Source organism: Bradyrhizobium sp. McL0615, from assembly GCF_049993905.1.
In the GTDB taxonomy this organism is placed as follows: Bacteria; Pseudomonadota; Alphaproteobacteria; order Rhizobiales; family Xanthobacteraceae; genus Bradyrhizobium.
The window spans coordinates 3,109,698-3,126,880 of the sequence record NZ_CP188254.1 but is presented as its reverse complement, the minus strand read 5'-3'; the positions used below and the strand labels follow the sequence as shown (position 1 = coordinate 3,126,880).

Genomic DNA, 17,183 nt, shown 5'->3' with positions numbered 1-17,183 from the left:
CGTACAGATCAAGAACGAAGGGATAAATTCGAGTTAGGTCTACATGCGTTGGGAGCGAAAGCCTTGAAGACGCAGTACCAGTCATCGTCTGGGCGACACAATGTCGGCGCCGTTCTCGGCGGGTCAATTCACTGGTTGCTTGTAGCTGCGCTTCTCCTGCCAACCGGGGCATGCACCATTGGGCCGGATTTTACAGCGCCTGTCGCTCCGCTTGCCGAAAAGTTTCGTGGGGCAGACAATCGCTCGGTTAAAACCGGCCCGCGTGAATACGAACACTGGTGGACGACCTTCCGTGACCCGACCCTCAACCGGCTGATCCAGATTGCGTACAACCAGAACCTGACCCTGGAGAGCGCAGGGACTCGGGTGCTGCAAGCACGTGCGGTGCTGGGAATAGCCATCGGCATAACCTATCCACAGGTGCAGCAGGGCGTCGGCTCGGTCACCTACAACCGAACCAGCGCCGCAACACCGCTGGCGGGCCCAAATGCGACACCTCAGTACTTCTGGACCGATGCGTTGGCTGCGCAAGCCGCCTGGGAGCTGGATTTTTGGGACAAGTTTCGCCGCGGAGTCGAATCCGCCGACGGTGCGTATCTGGCTTCGATTGCGAACTACGACGGCGTTCTGGTCTCGCTCCTGGCCGATGTGACCGCAACCTACATCGGTATCCGCACCACAGAGCAGCTGATCGGAATTGCACGGGCTAATGTCCGCAGGCAGGAACGGGCCCTTAGCATCGCAAAGGCAAAGTTCACGGGCGGCGGGACGTCGGAGCTTGATGTTTTCCAGGCGACGAACGTCCTCGAGCAGACCCGTGCGGCAATACCCCAGTTGACGATACAATTGCAGCAGGGACAAAACGCGCTCTGCGTCCTGCTCGGCGTTCCGCCGCAGTCGCTCGGCATGTTGCTTTCACGATCAGCTGGCAAGATACCGTTGCCGCCCGCCTCCGTCGTTGTTGGCATACCTGCGGATCTGCTGCGCCGGAGACCGGACGTCCGCGCCGCCGAACTCGCCGCGCTGGCGCAGAGTGCGCAGATTGGCATCGCCACGACGCAACTCTATCCGGCAATCAGCATTACGGGCACGTTCGGCGGCTCGGCCAGCACCGCCAATGGCCATAACCTCGGTCAAGTCGTCAGTTGGAAGGGCGTGGCTTATGCTGCGGGCCCGTCGTTTCAATGGAATCTCCTGAACTACGGGCAAATCACCAACAACATTCGTTTGCAGGATGCCAAGCTCCAGCAATTGCTGATCGACTATCAGAACACCGTGTTGAGTGCGCAACAGGAGGTCGACAACGGTCTTGCGACATATCTGCAATCACGGAATCAGGCCGCTTATCTGCGTCGCAGCGTTGAAGCAAATGGTGCGCTCAGAATTGCACTTGAGCAGTACGAGCAGGGCGCGACGTCATTTACCACGGTGCTGACCGCTGAACAGAATTTCCTTCAAGCGCAGAATAGCCTGGCCGGCGCCTCGGCCAACGTTCCGCTCGGCCTCACTGCGGTGTTTCGCGCGCTCGGGGGCGGGTGGCAGATACGTGAGGGTGGCAACTTCGTCAGCCCGGCAACGGTTGACCAGATGCGTGCGCGAACGGACTGGGGTAATTTGCTTCCGCCGCCGAACGAGCCGCGACCGCCGGCTCCGGGCCTACCAGGTCCTGGGGACATCGGACCGACGATCCGGCCACCGGAATGGTAATTGTCGGAGGCGAAAGCATTCCATCTTTGGCCAACGCGCCGTCCGCGCGAACGACGTGGGTGTCGATACACCTACCCCCGTTGACGACAAGGACTATCAGGTCCCCTTCCGTTTCAGCGGCAAGATTGACAAGCTCACCGTCAGGGTCGGGCCGGTGCAGCTCACCAGCGACGAGCAGCAGGTCATTCGGCACGCCCGCGCCGGCGCGAACAACTGAGGCCACGGCAAATCCGGCCGGGCGTCTTTCCTCGGCGGCCTGGCCGGACGTTGACGTGGGCCCGTCGTACGCATCCGGCGGGTACGTCTATCGCGCCATCAGCATCCATCGCATCCCACCGCGCGTTCGTGACGATGGCCAACGCCCCTCATCCGCTGCGAGACGGGCGGAGCCCGTCAGGCAGTCACACTGCCCATCACACATTCAGATACGCGTATGCCGCAGCGCTCGTCACTTCTCCAACAAACGTTGGAGGGAAGTCATCACTGGCGGGGCGGCCAGGCGATTTCAGCTTTCTCCCGGGTTATCTTCACCGCTACAATGCGCTGATACCAACGAAGGAAAAACAGGATGGACTTGGGTTTGAAGGGAAGAAACGCCGTCGTTCTCGGTGGCACGCGTGGCATCGGGCGGGCGATTGCGGACACGCTGGCGGGCGAAGGCGCAGGCGTCGCGGTGTGCGCCCGCAACGCCGATCAGGTCGCCGGCACCGTTGCCGAGCTGCAGGCGATGGGGGTGAAGGCGACCGGCGCGCCCGTGGATATTACCGACGCCGCCGCATTGAAGTCGTGGATTACAGATGTTGCGCGGGAGCTGGGCAGCGTCAACATGCTGTTTTCCAATGCCGGGGCCATGGCGCAAGGCGGCGATCCCGCTTCATGGGAGCAGAATTTTCGGCTCGACGTGCTTGGCGCCGTGAACGCATTCGAGGCCGCGCGGCCGTTGCTCGAGGCCGGCGGCGAGAAGACCGGCGACGCGGCCTTCGTCATCATTTCCTCGATTTCCGCAGCCCAGGCCGACGCCGCCAGCTCGTACGGCCCGATCAAGGCAGCGCTGATCCACATGGCCAAGGGACTGGCGCGGCAATACGCGGGCAAGAAAATCCGCGTCAACGTGGTGTCGCCGGGCACCGTTTATTTCAGGGGCGGCATCTGGAACATGGTCGAGCAGAACATGCCGAAGCGCTACCAGGATGCGCTGGCGCGCAACCCGACCGGCCGCATGGCGACACCACAGGAAATCGCCAATGCGGCGGTGTTCCTGGCGAGCCCGGCCTCCTCCTTCACGACCGGCTCGAACCTCGTCGTCGACGGCGCGATCTCGAACCGGGTGAATTTCTGAGAAACGTTGCGCGGTTGTAGGGTGGGCAACGGCGCGCAAGCGCCGTGCCCACCATCCATCAACACCCGCAGATGAATGGTGGGCACGCTTCGCTTTGCCCACCCTACGATCCCTTCGTCAGAAGCGTCGCCTACTTCTCCGTCTCCGCGCCGACCTTGCAGGCCGTGGCATCCTGGTCGCCGGTCGCGCCGCTGCAACCAACCGCACCGATGATCTTGCCGCCCTCGACAAGCGGGAAGCCGCCGGGAGATGCTGTCGGCGGGGGAGAATCCAGGGTGGCAACATAGACGCCGGTGGGAGTCTGCATCACATTGCTGAAGATCTGCGTCGGGCGGCGAAAGCGCGCCGCGGTACGGGCCTTGTTCTGCGAGATCGTCACTGATCCCATTTGAGTGTTGTCCATCTTGTAGAAATAGACGAGCTCGCCATGCGTATCGACGACGGAAATCGCGAGCTTCCAGTTGCGGGGAGATTTCGTGGCCTCGGCAAGGACCGCCTTGACGATATCCGCGGCGCGGTCGGCGGTGATCGAATTTCCGTACGGGATATCGAACGGCATCTGGTCCGGCACCGCCGCCGGGGCAGCTGCCGGCTGCTGGGCCTGAGCCTGGCCGCAGATCGTCACGGCCGCGCAAGCCGCAAGAATCGCCAAAGTATTCCGACGCATGTCTTCCTCCCAAGGATATTGATTATGGGGGGATTGATGATGTTGCGGGCCGGGCTGTCCCCCTGCGCTAGCCGGCTGACGTCGACAGTAGGCGTTTTCCAGGCCTGTTGAAACTCAATTTGGGCGTGCATGCCACGCGCTAGGCCCGGTTTGCTGCGGCCGCGAAGACAGTTGAGGGCGTCTCGAATGCGCGCGAGGCCGCAGGCAAAGTTGAGAGGGCTCGCCTTACAACTCGCGAACCAAACCGGTAAATTTGAAACGATAAACTAAGGGGGACTTTACGAAATTTCATTCACTCTGCGGCCTGCTTCAAAGACCCAGCCGACTGGGTATCAATGACGGATGGCCACCATGATTGTCGACGACCAAAGGACAAAGGTGCAGCGCGAGCCGCGACGCGAACTGCGCAAACGGCCGACCTGGATGACGGTCGACGACGGGGTGACGAAAATCGAATGCTTCATCCTGGACGTCTCGCCGGGCGGCGCCAAGGTCGTGACCGATGCTGCGCTGGACGTCAGAGACAGCTTTGAATTGGCGCTGGTACCCGAACATACGACGCGCCAGTCATGCGAAGTGGTTTGGCGCCGGGGCAAGACCTACGGCGTAAAATTCCTGGGCTGAGATCGCCGTCTTCGCTGCGTCTCAAAGGACGTGGCCTGATGGTTCAAGACGGCTTACCCGCTTCCTCACCGTGAGCGGGTAGTTATTGCTCGGCCGCTTGTAAATTTTTAAACCTGCAACACCGGAATAGAACCTCATCCTGAGGAACGGCGTGTTCGCCGCGTCTCGGAGATGCAGGCCCCGTCCGGGGCCCCATGGTTCGCCCGGCGATACGAAGCTCGTCCGGAGCCATCGCGTCGCTCCTCGCCCATGAAGAGAGATAGCCGACCCACGCGCTTCCACCCCATGCCCGCCCGCTGACATACCTAGTCGTGATTGGCCTTGACACATGACTGTATTATTACGGTTAAATGTCAGTTCGATTACAGCGGAGCGACGAATGAGCTTGGAATGGCAACAGGCGCGGTCAGGTTCCCTGGCCTGGACGAATCCCGTGTCCTGGTGGTGGGGCCTCCTGACGCTTGTGAGCGGCATCAATATCGCCGTCTGGTTCGCGCTGTATCGTGAGCTTCCGCTGCAGCCGGCTGGCACTGCCGGCGGCACGGCCGGCATCGGGATGATGCTGCTGTTCTGTGCGGCCTATGTATTCGGCTGCGCCTTCAGGTCACTTCTGCCGCGCGCCGATGTTCAGCGGATCTGCCTGTTCGACACCTGGTGGTCGAGTGTTCTGGTCGGACGGTCGGTGGCAACCGTGGCCGAGATCGGCTTTGTGGCGCAATGGGCTATCCTCCTGCACCAGCTCGGCACGATGACCGGGGCGGAAACGACCGTGAATGCCGCGTGGGTGATCGTACCGCTGATCCTGATCGCGGAATGCCTGTCATGGTATGCGGTGCTGACCAGGAATTATCTCGGCAACGCCATCGAAAATTCGTTGTGGGCGGTTGCCTTCTTCATCGTCGGCGTCGGCCTTTGCCGCCTGCTGCCGGAATTCCATGGCGCGGTTCGCGTCGTCCTGGCGGTCGCCATCGCCGGCATTGCCGGATTTCTGGCGTTTCTGATGACGATCGACGTCCCGATGTACCTGAACCGCTGGCGGACTGGAGAGGCCGATGGCAACAAGCGCCTGACGCCCCGCGAGGGCCTGCGCGACGTGAGCACGCGCTGGGTGGTGACGCACGACCTGGCCGAGTGGAAGGACGAGATTGCCTGGATGTCGCTTTATTTCAGCCTGGCGGTCTGGTCGAGCCTCGCGCTGTGCGTGTTCTACGCGCTCGAACATCAGCTGCCGCAGTACCGGACCGAAGCTGCGATCGTCAGCGTGGCACCTGACGCGGCGGCCGGTCATGGCGGCGCCGTGCCGATAGTGAACATTTCCACGACGGATGCGTTGAGAAAGAACGCCGCGCCGTAGTTCCATCGCTGTTGCCAGCTGAAGCCTTGCGTCGCATGGCGGCGTAACGGGAGTTCGTCTATTGCCGGCGTGGGGCTTTGGTTTCACGAGGGCGGCTTTGGATAGATTTCAGATCGGCGTTCATTTCGTAGCACTGGCCGCGGCCTTCGCGCTCGCGGTTCCGATCGGCTGGGATCGCGAGAAGCGGGCACGGAGTGCAGGCCTGCGAACTTTCCCGCTCGTTGCAATGGCAAGCTGCGGGTTCATCCAGGCCAGCGAGAGCCTGCTGGTGCATTCGCCCGACGGCCTGGCAAAGGTCGTTGAAGGTCTGATCACGGGCATCGGCTTCATCGGCGGCGGCGCGATTCTCAAGCAGGGCACCACCGTGCAGGGTACAGCCACAGCCGCAAGCCTGTGGGCCACCGGCGCGATCGGCGTCTCCGTCGGGCTCGGCAGCTACGATGTCGCGGTTACGGTGGCAGTGTTTACGTTCCTGACGCTGAAGCTGCTCACGCTGGTGAAGGAGGAAGCCGATATCAAGAAGGACGAAGGCGGCGATAAGGCGGGCTGAACCTGATGGATTGTCCACCACGGATTCTCAGCGCCTTGTCGCCAACGCTGCAGTGCAACCGCTGCCGTTCTGCATTCAGAACTATGGTGCCAGACGCGCCACCAAATTGTTACGTTGGCGGCAAATTGCGGACGACGTGCTGGCGTTCCATTCGCTGCTCCCTACCTCGCCTCCCTGCCACCTACCTCGTATCCGTTGGACGGCGCCGCTATTAATGGCTGGCTTTTCCGATCATCGAAAACCAAACTGACATGGGACAGAAAGTAATCGGCGCTCGGTAGCATGCCATTGGTTTTCACCATCGCTTTTCGAAACCTGTTTCACGACCGGCTGCGTCTTGTAGCGACCGTGATCGGGATCGTTTTTTCCATCGTTCTGGTCACCATCCAGATGGGCCTATATTTCGGCTTTGGGCGCATGGTGACGACGATGATCGACCATTCGTCCGCCGATCTCTGGGTCATGCCGCGCGGAACCAAGGCCTTTGAGGACCCTTCCCTGCTGAACACCCGCGAGCGCTATCGCGCGCTTGCCATCAACGGCGTGGCAGACGCCATTCCCGTCGTGATCGGTTTTGCCGACTGGCGAATGCCGAGCGGGGCGATGACGCCGGTTTTCGTCATCGGTTCGGATCTGCGGGCCGGCGGGCTGCAACCGTGGGACCTCGTGGAAGGCCAAATTGAGGCGCTGGCGAGCGCCAAGGCGGTGGCGGTCGACCGGACCTATTTCGATCGCCTTGGTATCTCCGGCATCGGCGCGACCGCCGAAATACGGCAGCAACCCGTACAGGTGGCGGCCGTCACCAACGGTATCAGATCATTCACCACGACGCCGTTCGTTTTCATGGACGTCGAGCGGGCGCGGACCTACACAGGGGTGCCGTCGGGAAAGGCTACTTATCTCATCGTTCGCCTGAACGCCGAAGCCGACAGTGGTGCCGTTCGCCGGCAGTTGATGTCGAACATCGCCAACGTCGAGGTCCTTACCCCGGCCGAGTTTCGCGAGCGCAGCCGCACGTTCTGGCTGTTCGGCACCGGCGCCGGCGCCGCCTTGTTCGCCGGCGCCCTGCTCGGCGTGATCGTCGGTACCGTCGTGGTCGCCCAGACACTCTATGCGAGCACGAAGGAGCATCTGAACGAATTCGCCACCCTGCGCGCCATGGGCTCCTCGCGGCGGTATATCTACAAAGTGATCCTCTGGCAGGCGCTGCTGAGTGCCGTCATCGGATTCGCTATCGCAGCACTGGTCGGCAACGCCGTCGTGCGGCTGACCGAAGGGACCGCGTTGCCGATCATGATCACGCCCGGGCTGATGGCCGGGTTGTTTGTGCTGACCCTCGTCATGTGTATCGGGTCGTCGATCGCGGCGATCGTTCAGGTCACCCGCATCGAACCCGCCATGGTGTTCACGCGATGAGCGAACCAATACTCGAGGCGGCGAATGTAACGAAGGACCTTGGCAGCGGCGCTGCCAGGGTGGCAGCGCTCAAGGGCGTCAGCCTGGCGCTCAGCGGCGGCGAACTCACCTTGCTGATGGGGCCTTCCGGGAGCGGCAAGACCACGCTGCTGTCGATACTCGGATGCATGTTGTCGCCGACGGAAGGAACGGTTCATGTTTGCCAGCATTCAACCGCCGGTCTCGAGCCCGAGGAGCTGGCGCGCCTCCGGCGCGAGCATGTGGGCTTTGTGTTCCAGTCGTTTCACCTGTTTCCAACCTTGTCCGCCACCGACAATGTGAGGCTCGCGCTCGACGTGCGCGGCGAGCCCCGCAGGGCGGCAAAGGTCCGGTCGCGCGAGGCACTGGCAAAGGTCGGCCTGGCCCACAAGATAAAGGCGTATCCGCGCGAACTCAGCGGCGGCGAACAGCAGCGGGTCGCAATCGCGCGCGCCATCGTCGGAAACCCGTCTATCATCCTGGCGGACGAGCCGACGGCCGCACTCGATGGCGCGAACGGCCAGGCGGTCATGAAGCTGCTTGCCGAGATTGCCAGGGAACGGGGACACGCCGTGCTGATTGTGACCCATGATCCGCGTCTGTTGCCATTCGCGGACCGGGTCGTTCAGATCGAGGATGGACGGATCATTGCCGAGGAACGCGGCGGCATTCGCCAAACGCTGGAGGATCACTAGTCATGTCGAAGCGCCGGACCGCACTGGTCGCCGTCGTGGCCCTGATTGCGGGCGCCGGGGCGCTGTACGCGATTTCGGCGATCGGCCCCAGCGGGCCGACAAGGTGGGGCCTATCGGCCGAAACCCCGTCGGAAAAGCGCTGGCAGGCAGTTGCGCCCGGCCGCATCGAAGCTTGCTCCGGTCAGATCAAGGTCGCGACGGCTGTGGTCGGGGTGGTTCAGAAGGTTCTGGTGAAGACCAATGACAAGGTATTTGCGGGCGAGGCGCTGATCCAGCTTGCAGACGATGAGCTGAGGGCCCGGTTGGCGGCGGCGGAGACGCAGACGGCCTTGCGCGAGCGCGCCCGGGACGAGAAGTCGGCGACGGGCAGTGCGAGGACGCGGCGCAAGGCGCTAGATGCCGTGGCCGACGCGGAACGGACGCTGTATGACGCGCGAGCGGCCGTTGACCGGTCGGCCGCGAGGCGACGGGCCGGCAGCGGATCGGAGGCCGACCTGACCGCGGCCCGGCTGGCGTTCACACGCGCCCAGAATGAACTGTCGACACGGCAGGACGAACTTCGCACCGCCGAGGACGACGGCGTCTTGCCTACCTCGCTGGAGGGTCAGCTCAGCATCGCCCGATCGGAATCCGCGGTGGCGCGATCCGTCCTCGACAAGATGACGGTGCGGGCACCGATCGACGGTACGGTGCTGCAGGTCAATGTGCGGGTGGGCGAAGTGGTGTCGCCCGGTTCGCCGCAGCCGCCGCTGCAGCTCGCCGACCTCTCGGCACTATGTGTGCGTGCGGAACTGGACGAACGCGACCTCGGGTCGGTCAGATCAGGGCAAGCGGTGACGGTGCGGGCGGCGGCGTTTCCCGATCGCGAGTTCGAGGGAAGCGTTCAGTCGATCGCGCCACTGGTCGAGCCCGGCCGCCTCGAACCGCCGGGATCGCGCAACCAAGCTGAACTGGACGTCGTCCGGGTCACGGTCGGATTGACCGGAGCGGGAGATCTCACGATCGGAATGAAGGCCGATGTCTATTTCCGTTCGGACAAGGTCGCGAGCCCGTGAAGACGTTTCGTCGCCAAGCGCCACGAAATCTTGCGCGTTAACGGCGAAGCCATTTCCTCAGGCGACGAAGAAATCCGGAAACGACATTATTGTAATGGTGAGGGACTGTGATCAGACAAGGGAGTCGATCATGTGGAACCTCATCGGCATGCTGTACCGGGGATATTGCCTGGCCCGGCTGCGGGAGATGCGCAGGTTCGCGCATCACTAGAGCTTGATGACGCGCGAACAATGTGTCGCACCCGGAACGACGGTTCGTGTGACTTGCCGACTTGCGGCGAACCGAAATCGGGAATCAGCTGGCCGAAACCGCGATCGAAGGAGAAGGTTATGCAGCCATCGACAGACGATCTGCTAATTCGCCAAGTCAGTGCACTGATCTCGGCGACCGCCGATGCAGCCTCGCCCAGCAAGGAATACGCCCCGTTCATGGAGGCGAGGCTGTACGAAACGCTGGCTGCCCACTGCGCCGAAAAGCAGAGGATCGCAGCAATATTCGCCAAGAGCGGATTTGCGACAACGCCAAGAGGATTGATCTACTGGTAACCGCGTCAGTGAAAATCCCGTGACGGCGGCAGGATGCGGACGTCGCGCGGGTGGCGGATTTTCTGGGCGGGGTTGTCAGGGTGCTCGCGGCGGTCGTCGTTGAGCGGCTCGACCAGCGCGGGACCAGCCGGGACCGGATACTTGCGGCTCGGCGCATCATTGGCGAGGCCGATCAGGTCGTGGGAGCGGTCGAACATCCGCTGCGCTACCAGATGCGTGACGTGTTCCGGGCTACTCTGGATGTAGCCCTCGACCAAGATGAGGCGGGCGCCCATCACTTCCTTCCGGTACTGCTCCATCACCTTGGGCCACACCACGATATTGGCGATGCCGGTCTCGTCCTCCAGCGTCATGAAGACGACGCCCTTGGCGCTGCCCGGCCGCTGCCGCACCAGCACCACGCCGGCGCAACGGATACGGCGCCTGTCGTTGGTGTGGTTGACGTCCTTGCAGGCGACGACGCGCTCTTTCGTAAACCTCTCGCGCAAAAATTCCATCGGGTGGCCCTTCAGCGACAAACGCACCGTCTGGTAATCGGCGACTACCTGCTCCGGCAGCGGCATCTCCGGCAGCGGCTTGGCGTTCTCGTCGGGCTGCTCGCGGGCGACCGCGGCCTGAAACAGCGGCAGCGGCACGTCGTCGGGCAGCCGCCGCACCGCCCACAGTGCGGCGCGGCGGTCGAGCCCGATGGAGCGGAAGGCATCGGCATCGGCCAAGAGGATCAGCGCGCGTTTTGGAAGTGCGGTGTCGCGGGCGAATTCTTCCAGCGAAGTGAAGGGGCGGCGTTTGCGGGCGACGACGATGCGGTCGGCCCAGTCTGACTCGCCGTCATTCCGGAGCGATGCGTCAGCATCGAACTCCGATGTGCTATTGCACATCTGAGAATCTCGAGGTTCCACAATGCGCAATTGCGCATTAGGGTTAGTCGCTATCGCAACGCCCTGGAACGACGACGAGAGATTCAGGAACGACATCTGGCTGTGTTTTAGCCGCTCCTCATCTTCATCAACCCAACTAAACCCGTCGATCTGGCGGAAGCCGAGCCGCACCGCGCAATACTTGCCCTCCCCCTCCTCCAGCGTGTTCTGCGCAAAGCTGTAGGAGACATCGATCTCGCGCACCTCGACGCCGTTAGTGCGGGCGTCACCGACGATCTGAGCCGGCGCGTAGAAACCCATCGGCTGCGAATTGAGCAATCCGCAGCAGAAGGCGTCCGGGTGATAATGCTTCAGCCATGACGAGATATAGACGAGCTGCGCAAAACTGGCGGCGTGGCTTTCCGGAAAACCGTAGGAGCCAAAACCCTTGATCTGGTCAAAGCAGCTTTTGGCGAATTCCGGCGCGTAGCCGCGCGCGATCATGTTGCCGATCATCTTGTCCTCGAACTTGCCGATGGTGCCGACATTGCGGAAGGTCGCCATCGCGCGGCGCAGGCCGTTGGCCTCTTCGGAGGTGAATTTGGCGGCCTCGATCGCGATCCGCATCGCCTGTTCCTGGAACAGCGGCACGCCGAGTGTCTTGTGCAGCACCTTGTAAAGCTCATCCGCCTCACCGTGCTCGGGCGACGGTGACGGATAGCTCACCTGCTCGGTCTTGTTTCGCCGCCGCAGATATGGATGCACCATGTCGCCCTGGATCGGCCCGGGGCGCACGATCGCGACTTCAATGACGAGGTCGTAGAAGGTGCGTGGTTTCAAGCGCGGCAGCATGTTCATCTGCGCGCGGCTCTCGACCTGGAACACGCCCAGCGATTCCCCGCGGCACAGCATGTCGTAAACCTGTTTCTCGTCCTGCGGGACCGTCGCCAGTTCCCAGCGCTCGCCCTTGTGATCGGCAATCAGATCAAAGCATTTGCGGATGCAGGTCAGCATGCCCAGCGCCAGCACGTCGACCTTCATCATGTGAAGCGCGTCGACGTCGTCCTTGTCCCATTCGATGAAGGTGCGATCGTCCATCGCGGCGTTGCCGATCGGCACATAGGTGTCGAGCCGGTCCTGCGTCAGCACATAGCCGCCGACATGCTGCGACAGATGGCGGGGGAATTCGATCAGTTCGGTGGCGAGTTCGACCGCAAGCTCGACCATCGCATTCTGCGGGTCGAGCCCGGCCTGACGGACCTGCATCTCGTTGAGGCCCTTGCCCCAGCTTCCCCACACCGTATCGGCGAGCGCCGCGGTGACGTCCTCGGTCAGCCCCAGCGCCTTGCCGACGTCGCGGATCGCGCTGCGCGGACGATAATGGATGACGGTAGCAATGATCGCGGCGCGGTGGCGGCCATAGCGGCGATAGACATATTGCATCACCTCCTCGCGCCGCGAATGTTCGAAATCGACGTCGATGTCGGGCGGCTCCAGCCGCTCCTTGGAGATGAAGCGCTCGAACAGCAGATCGACCTTGGTCGGATCGACCGAGGTGATGCCGAGCACGTAGCAGACGGCGGAATTCGCAGCCGATCCCCGCCCCTGGCACAGGATGTTCTGGCTGCGCGCATAATGGACGATGTCGTGAACGGTGAGGAAATAATGTGCGTATTTGAGCTCGTCGATCAGCGCGAGTTCTTTCCGCAAGGTGGCGCGCAGCGTCTCGCTGATCTCGCCATCGAAATATCTGTCGACACCGACCCAGGTCAGGTCTTCGAGATGCTGCTGCGCCGTCTTGCCCGGCGGCACTGGTTCGTCCGGATACTGGTATTTGAGCTGGTCGAGCGAAAACGAAATGCGGTTGGCAAAGCGCATGGTTTCCGAAATGGCTTCCGGCAGGTCGCGGAACAGCCGCGCCATTTCGCGGGGCGGCTTGAGATAGCGATCGGCATTGGCCTCGAGCCGGCGACCGATGGCGTCGATCGTCGTCTTCTCGCGGATGCAGGTCAGCACGTCCTGCAGCCGGCGGCGGGCGGGATGGTGGTACAGCACCTCATTGGTCGCCAGCAGCGGGACCTTTGCGGCCAGCGCCAGCCGATGCAGCCGAGCCAGCCGGCGCTTGTCGTCGCCACGGTAAAGCAGGCTCGCGGCGAGCCAGACGCCATCGGCCCGGCTCTGCTTCAGACGCGCCAGAATTGTTTGCGCACCAGCCGCGTCGAAACGATGTGGCAGCACCAGCACCACAAGCTGGCCCTCGGCGAATTCCAGCAGATCATCGAACCGCAGATGGCATTCGCCCTTCTCGATCCGCGTGATGTCGTCGCCGCGCTTGCCGCGGGTGAGCAACTGGCACAGCCGGCCATAAGCGGCGCGGTCGCGCGGATAGACGAGAATATCAGGGGTGCCATCTATGAAGATGAGCCGTGTGCCGATCAGGAGCTTTGGCCTGTGCTTCACCTCGGGGTTTTCGAGTTCCTTGTACGCGCGCACCACGCCGGCCATCGTGTTGTGGTCGGCGATGCCGATCGCGGGAATGCCGAGTTCGCTTGCGTGATGCACATAGGCGCGCGGATCGGAGCCGCCACGCAGGAACGAGAAATTGGTGGTGATGCCGATTTCGGCATAGCCGGGAATGCTCACGGGGCCGTTCATGCGAACAGCCCGTGCACGAACCATCTGACCGGCGCGGGCTCGCCTTCCGCATCGGCCAGCTCGCTTTCATAGAGCCCGTCGCGAAAGATCCAGAAACGAAGTCCCGCCTCGTCCTCGATGCGGAAATAATCCCGCGTCGGACCGTCGCCGTTCTGCTTCCACCATTCCATGGCGATGCGTTCGGGGCCCTCCACCCGCACCACCGCATGCGTGACGCGGCGCCAGGTGAACTGATGCGGCGGGCCGTCGGGTACGGTCGCGAACGGCACGTTGATGGGCTCCGGTCTGTCGAACAGCCGCAACGGCCGCAGCGGCGGCTCGCTTTCGATACGCTCGGGCCATGCCGCCTGCGCGGCGACCGCCAGATGATGCTGTGCGGCTACGGCCAGCACCGCGCGCTCGGGGATGTGGGTATCCTGCGGCAGATGCACGACGACGCGTTTTCCCCCGATGCGCGCGGCGATGCGGTCGATCAGCGCGGCCAGTTCATCATTGTCATGGACATTGGCGTCCAGATCGCGCTGCTGCTGCACTACGATCTCGGTGCGGCTGGCAGAAAGCCTGATCAGATCGAAGCCGAAGCCGGGATCGAGGGGATCGTTCAGCGCATCGAGCCGCTCGCGGAACAGGCGGTCGATCATATCCGGCTTTGTCACCGGACGGCCGGTATCGACCGAGATCGTGCGTACCGCGCCGTCGGTGCGGAAAAAGCTCGCATCCAGCCGTCGCGCGCCTTTGCCCTGTCTGTCCATCGCCGTGACCAGCATGGCAGCGAGCGCGGACAGGTTCATCGCGATCACGGTGTCGGTGGCGACAGGTTCGGGAAAGCGCTTTTCCACGATGTAATCCGGCAGCGGTTTGCGGGGGCTGATCGGCGCGTCGCCCTCGCCCAGCGCCTGCTCCAACAGCGTGGTGAAGCCGGCGCCGAACCGCGCCGTGATTTCGTGACGCCCGCGCGCGGCGACGTCGCCGATGGTCTTTAACCCCGCACGGCGCAGGCCGCTGGTGATGGCGTCACCGGCGCCGAGCGCGGAGACCGGCAGCGGACTGACGGCCTCCGCCTCCTCGCCCTCGGCAATGATCTTTCCGGAAGCGTGGCGCGTTAGCGTCCGGGCGCAGATCGGGGTGGAGGCGATCGCGGCGCTGACGGCAAAACCGCGGCGGCTCAGCGCGCCGTAGACCGCCTGCAGCAGCGCGCGCTCGCCGCCGAACAGATGGGCGCAGCCGGTAATGTCGAGATAGAGCCCATGCGGCGGATCGATCGCCACCAATGGGGTGAAGCGGTCGCACCAGTCGGCGATGTCATCGAGCGTCTTGCGGTCGGCGACCTCGTCGGCGTCGAACACCGTCAGTTCGGGGCAGATCGCGCGGGCATTGGCGAGCGGCAGGCCGATCGAGAGGCCGGCATGCACGGCCAGATCATCGAGCGCGTAGATCACAATGGCGTTGTGCTGCTTGGCGACGACGACGCTGGGTGTTTTATCCAGCGCGTCGCCGTTCTGCAAAAGTTTGCGCTTGATGCGGTCGATGGGCAGGCGTGGCAGCCACAGGCTGAGGATGCGCCGCCGGTTCGCTGAAGAGGCACTCATCACAATTCCATTCCATGATCCAGCGGCCGACCGGGCCATGACGGTTACGAACCAGCTGCGCGTCGAACACAGGCGCGCCCCACGCAGTCCACGGCGCTGACGGCGGCGAATGCGCCGCGCGCACGATCCATCTTGTTTCCGCGGTGGAGGGCCGCGGCTCCGCGGCCATCCGCAAGAGCAGCGCGGTGACGCCGGAGGCCGCCGCGGCCAGCGTGAGTTTGCGGCTGGCGACGAGATCGAGCTGGCGCGCCTGCCCCCAGACTTCCAGCACGACGGCGCCGAGCGCATCGCAGGCCAGCGCGTCGGCGGCGGTCCGCAACGCGGCGTCGGTGTCGGGCGCGCGCACCGTCACCAGCAGCCGCGGATCGAGGCCCAGTTCGCAAAGCCCGTTCGGCGACAGCGCACCGGATTCGATTTCCGAAAAATCCTGCCGCACCCAGACCAGCGGCCGGCGCGGTGATACCCTTCCCGCAAGCCCCGCGATGAAGCCCGTGGCTGATGCGCTCTGATGGCCCTCGGCGAACACTTCATGCACCGCTGCGACCGCGAGACCGCCGCATAGCATCGCATCCGCTGCCGCATGGCCGAGCGCGACCTTGTTGAGGTCAGGCGCATCGCCATGCGACTCCAGCCGTTCGATGCGTCCCCGCAAATTCGCAAGCGTGCTTGTGCGTGCGGTGCTCATGCCCCGCTCCTTAAGAAAATTTGCCGTTACCGCTTCTTCCCGAGTGAACCCGCGGCTGGCTCATTTGTTCATGATATGTTCTAATATAAAGCTAACCGGCCCGGCAGAGTCAATCGAGATCATCACTCGAGCGATTCATGAGCGGAATCAAAGGGATTCAACGATGGACGTGCAACGTAAGCTGGAAATCCTGGCGGATGCGGCGAAATACGATGCTTCCTGCGCTTCCTCGGGGACAGAGAAGCGGGATTCCAGCGACGGCAAGGGCCTCGGCTCGACCGCGCCCGGCATGGGCATCTGCCATTCCTACGCGCCGGACGGACGCTGCATCTCGTTGCTGAAGGTGCTGCTTACCAACGCCTGCAATTACGATTGCTTATATTGCGTCAACCGCACGTCGTCGAACGTGCCGCGCGCCCGCTTCACGGTCGACGAGGTGGTGAAGCTGACGATCGACTTCTATCGCCGCAACTACATCGAGGGATTGTTTCTCTCCTCCGGCATCATCCGCAGCGCCGACTACACCATGGAGCAGGTGGTGAGTGTTGCGCGAAAACTGCGCGAGGAGCATCACTTCCGCGGCTACATCCATCTCAAGACCATTCCGGAGGCCGATGACGCGTTGATTGCGGAAGCCGGCAAATATGCCGACCGTCTTTCCATCAACATCGAAATGCCGGAGGAAAAGAGCCTCGCCAAATTCGCGCCGGAAAAGGACGTGCGCGCGATCCGCCGCACCATGGGCCGGCTGCGCTTGAGGCTCGACGAAGCAAAGGAGAACGTCAGGACCGCGACGAAAACAAAGCCGCCGCGCTTTGCGCCTGCCGGCCAGAGCACGCAGATGATCATCGGCGCGGATGCGGCCAGCGACAAAACCATCCTCGACACCAGCGCCAATCTCTACGGCTCCTATCGGCTCAAGCGCGTCTATTATTCGGCCTTCAGCCCGATCCCGGATGCGAGCCGTGCGTTGCCGCTTGTTCCCCCACCGCTGCTTCGCGAGCACCGGCTCTATCAGGCCGACTGGCTGATGCGGTTTTACGGTTTTGACGCCTGCGAGATCGTCGAGGAGGCCAAAGGCATGTTGCCGCTCGACATCGATCCGAAACTGGCCTGGGCGCTGCGCCACCGCGACCGCTTCCCGCTCGATGTTGCAACCGCCAGCCGCGAGGATCTGTTGCGGGTGCCGGGGTTCGGCACCAAGGCGGTCGACCGCATCATCGCCACGCGTCGCCTGACCTCGATCCGCCTGGCCGATCTGTCGCGGCTGCATATTCCGCAAAAGAAGGCGCTGCCGTTCATCGTGCTCAGCGACCACCGGCCATCGCTGCATCTGCTCGATGGCGCGGGGCTGGTGGAGCGGTTCAAGCCGAAGGCGACGCAGTTGGGATTTGGATTCTAACCCCACAGCGTCATTGCGAGCGAA

At 63.1% G+C, this 17,183-nt stretch carries 15 protein-coding genes; 11 read left to right on the top strand and 4 right to left on the bottom strand.

Annotation, left to right across the window (positions count from 1 at the left end; all coding sequences use genetic code 11):
* Positions 1 to 63 precede the first annotated feature (63 nt).
* The 3 genes from ACPPVP_RS14780 (at position 64) to ACPPVP_RS14770 (ending at position 3,046) form a co-directional block, all read left to right on the top strand.
* Positions 64 to 1,707, top strand: coding sequence for an efflux transporter outer membrane subunit (locus ACPPVP_RS14780; protein ID WP_426535418.1), 1,644 nt, complete (start codon positions 64 to 66; stop codon positions 1,705 to 1,707).
* A 55-nt stretch (positions 1,708 to 1,762) separates the two neighbouring features.
* Entirely contained in the window at positions 1,763 to 1,924 is a 162-nt protein-coding gene (locus tag ACPPVP_RS14775) for a hypothetical protein (RefSeq protein WP_426535416.1), read from the top strand.
* 351 nt (positions 1,925 to 2,275) lie between these two features.
* Positions 2,276 to 3,046 (top strand): SDR family NAD(P)-dependent oxidoreductase, encoded by a 771-nt coding sequence (locus tag ACPPVP_RS14770; RefSeq protein ID WP_426535414.1) that lies wholly within the window; start codon positions 2,276 to 2,278, stop codon positions 3,044 to 3,046.
* A 130-nt stretch (positions 3,047 to 3,176) separates the two neighbouring features.
* Here ACPPVP_RS14770 and ACPPVP_RS14765 read toward each other — a convergent pair whose 3' ends face one another.
* The gene (locus tag ACPPVP_RS14765) at positions 3,177 to 3,713 is read right to left on the bottom strand and encodes a GlcG/HbpS family heme-binding protein (protein ID WP_426535412.1); all 537 of its coding nucleotides are present in this window, start codon (positions 3,711 to 3,713) and stop codon (positions 3,177 to 3,179) included.
* 351 nt (positions 3,714 to 4,064) lie between these two features.
* On the opposite strand from ACPPVP_RS14765, the gene ACPPVP_RS14760 reads away from it, so the two are divergent.
* The 7 genes from ACPPVP_RS14760 to ACPPVP_RS14730 all read left to right on the top strand — a co-directional run bounded on the left by ACPPVP_RS14760 (position 4,065) and on the right by ACPPVP_RS14730 (position 9,971).
* Positions 4,065 to 4,337 (top strand): PilZ domain-containing protein, encoded by a 273-nt coding sequence (locus tag ACPPVP_RS14760; RefSeq protein ID WP_426535410.1) that lies wholly within the window; start codon positions 4,065 to 4,067, stop codon positions 4,335 to 4,337.
* 379 nt (positions 4,338 to 4,716) lie between these two features.
* Positions 4,717 to 5,691: a hypothetical protein gene (locus ACPPVP_RS14755; protein ID WP_426535408.1), complete on the top strand. Its 975-nt coding sequence runs from the start codon at positions 4,717 to 4,719 to the stop codon at positions 5,689 to 5,691.
* Positions 5,692 to 5,788: 97 nt separating this feature from the next.
* Positions 5,789 to 6,241 carry an MgtC/SapB family protein gene (locus tag ACPPVP_RS14750; RefSeq protein ID WP_426535406.1) on the top strand — a complete coding sequence of 151 codons (453 nt, stop codon included), beginning with the start codon at positions 5,789 to 5,791 and terminating at the stop codon, positions 6,239 to 6,241.
* Between the two features lie 282 nt (positions 6,242 to 6,523).
* Positions 6,524 to 7,657, top strand: coding sequence for an ABC transporter permease (locus tag ACPPVP_RS14745; RefSeq protein WP_426535404.1), 1,134 nt, complete (start codon positions 6,524 to 6,526; stop codon positions 7,655 to 7,657).
* Positions 7,654 to 8,370 carry an ABC transporter ATP-binding protein gene (locus ACPPVP_RS14740; RefSeq protein ID WP_426535402.1) on the top strand — a complete coding sequence of 239 codons (717 nt, stop codon included), beginning with the start codon at positions 7,654 to 7,656 and terminating at the stop codon, positions 8,368 to 8,370. The genes ACPPVP_RS14745 and ACPPVP_RS14740 overlap by 4 nt, the downstream gene beginning before the upstream one ends.
* A gap of 2 nt (positions 8,371 to 8,372) precedes the next feature.
* The gene (locus tag ACPPVP_RS14735) at positions 8,373 to 9,425 is read left to right on the top strand and encodes an HlyD family secretion protein (RefSeq protein ID WP_426535400.1); all 1,053 of its coding nucleotides are present in this window, start codon (positions 8,373 to 8,375) and stop codon (positions 9,423 to 9,425) included.
* Between the two features lie 330 nt (positions 9,426 to 9,755).
* Positions 9,756 to 9,971, top strand: coding sequence for a hypothetical protein (locus ACPPVP_RS14730; protein ID WP_426535398.1), 216 nt, complete (start codon positions 9,756 to 9,758; stop codon positions 9,969 to 9,971).
* A 5-nt stretch (positions 9,972 to 9,976) separates the two neighbouring features.
* On the opposite strand, the gene ACPPVP_RS14725 is transcribed toward ACPPVP_RS14730, so the two are convergent.
* From ACPPVP_RS14725 to ACPPVP_RS14715, 3 genes are read right to left on the bottom strand one after another with little or no spacing between them, the layout of a single operon-like run.
* On the bottom strand, positions 9,977 to 13,483 hold the full coding sequence (locus ACPPVP_RS14725; protein WP_426535396.1) for an error-prone DNA polymerase: 3,507 nt from the start codon (positions 13,481 to 13,483) through the stop codon (positions 9,977 to 9,979).
* Positions 13,480 to 15,072: a Y-family DNA polymerase gene (locus ACPPVP_RS14720; RefSeq protein ID WP_426535394.1), complete on the bottom strand. Its 1,593-nt coding sequence runs from the start codon at positions 15,070 to 15,072 to the stop codon at positions 13,480 to 13,482. Before ACPPVP_RS14720 ends, ACPPVP_RS14725 begins: the two co-directional genes overlap by 4 nt.
* A complete protein-coding gene (locus ACPPVP_RS14715; RefSeq protein ID WP_426535392.1) occupies positions 14,963 to 15,757 on the bottom strand; it encodes an ImuA family protein in 795 nt (264 codons plus the stop codon). The genes ACPPVP_RS14720 and ACPPVP_RS14715 overlap by 110 nt, the downstream gene beginning before the upstream one ends.
* A gap of 163 nt (positions 15,758 to 15,920) precedes the next feature.
* On the opposite strand from ACPPVP_RS14715, the gene ACPPVP_RS14710 reads away from it, so the two are divergent.
* On the top strand, positions 15,921 to 17,159 hold the full coding sequence (locus tag ACPPVP_RS14710) for a putative DNA modification/repair radical SAM protein (RefSeq protein WP_426535390.1): 1,239 nt from the start codon (positions 15,921 to 15,923) through the stop codon (positions 17,157 to 17,159).
* Positions 17,160 to 17,183: the final 24 nt, after the last annotated feature.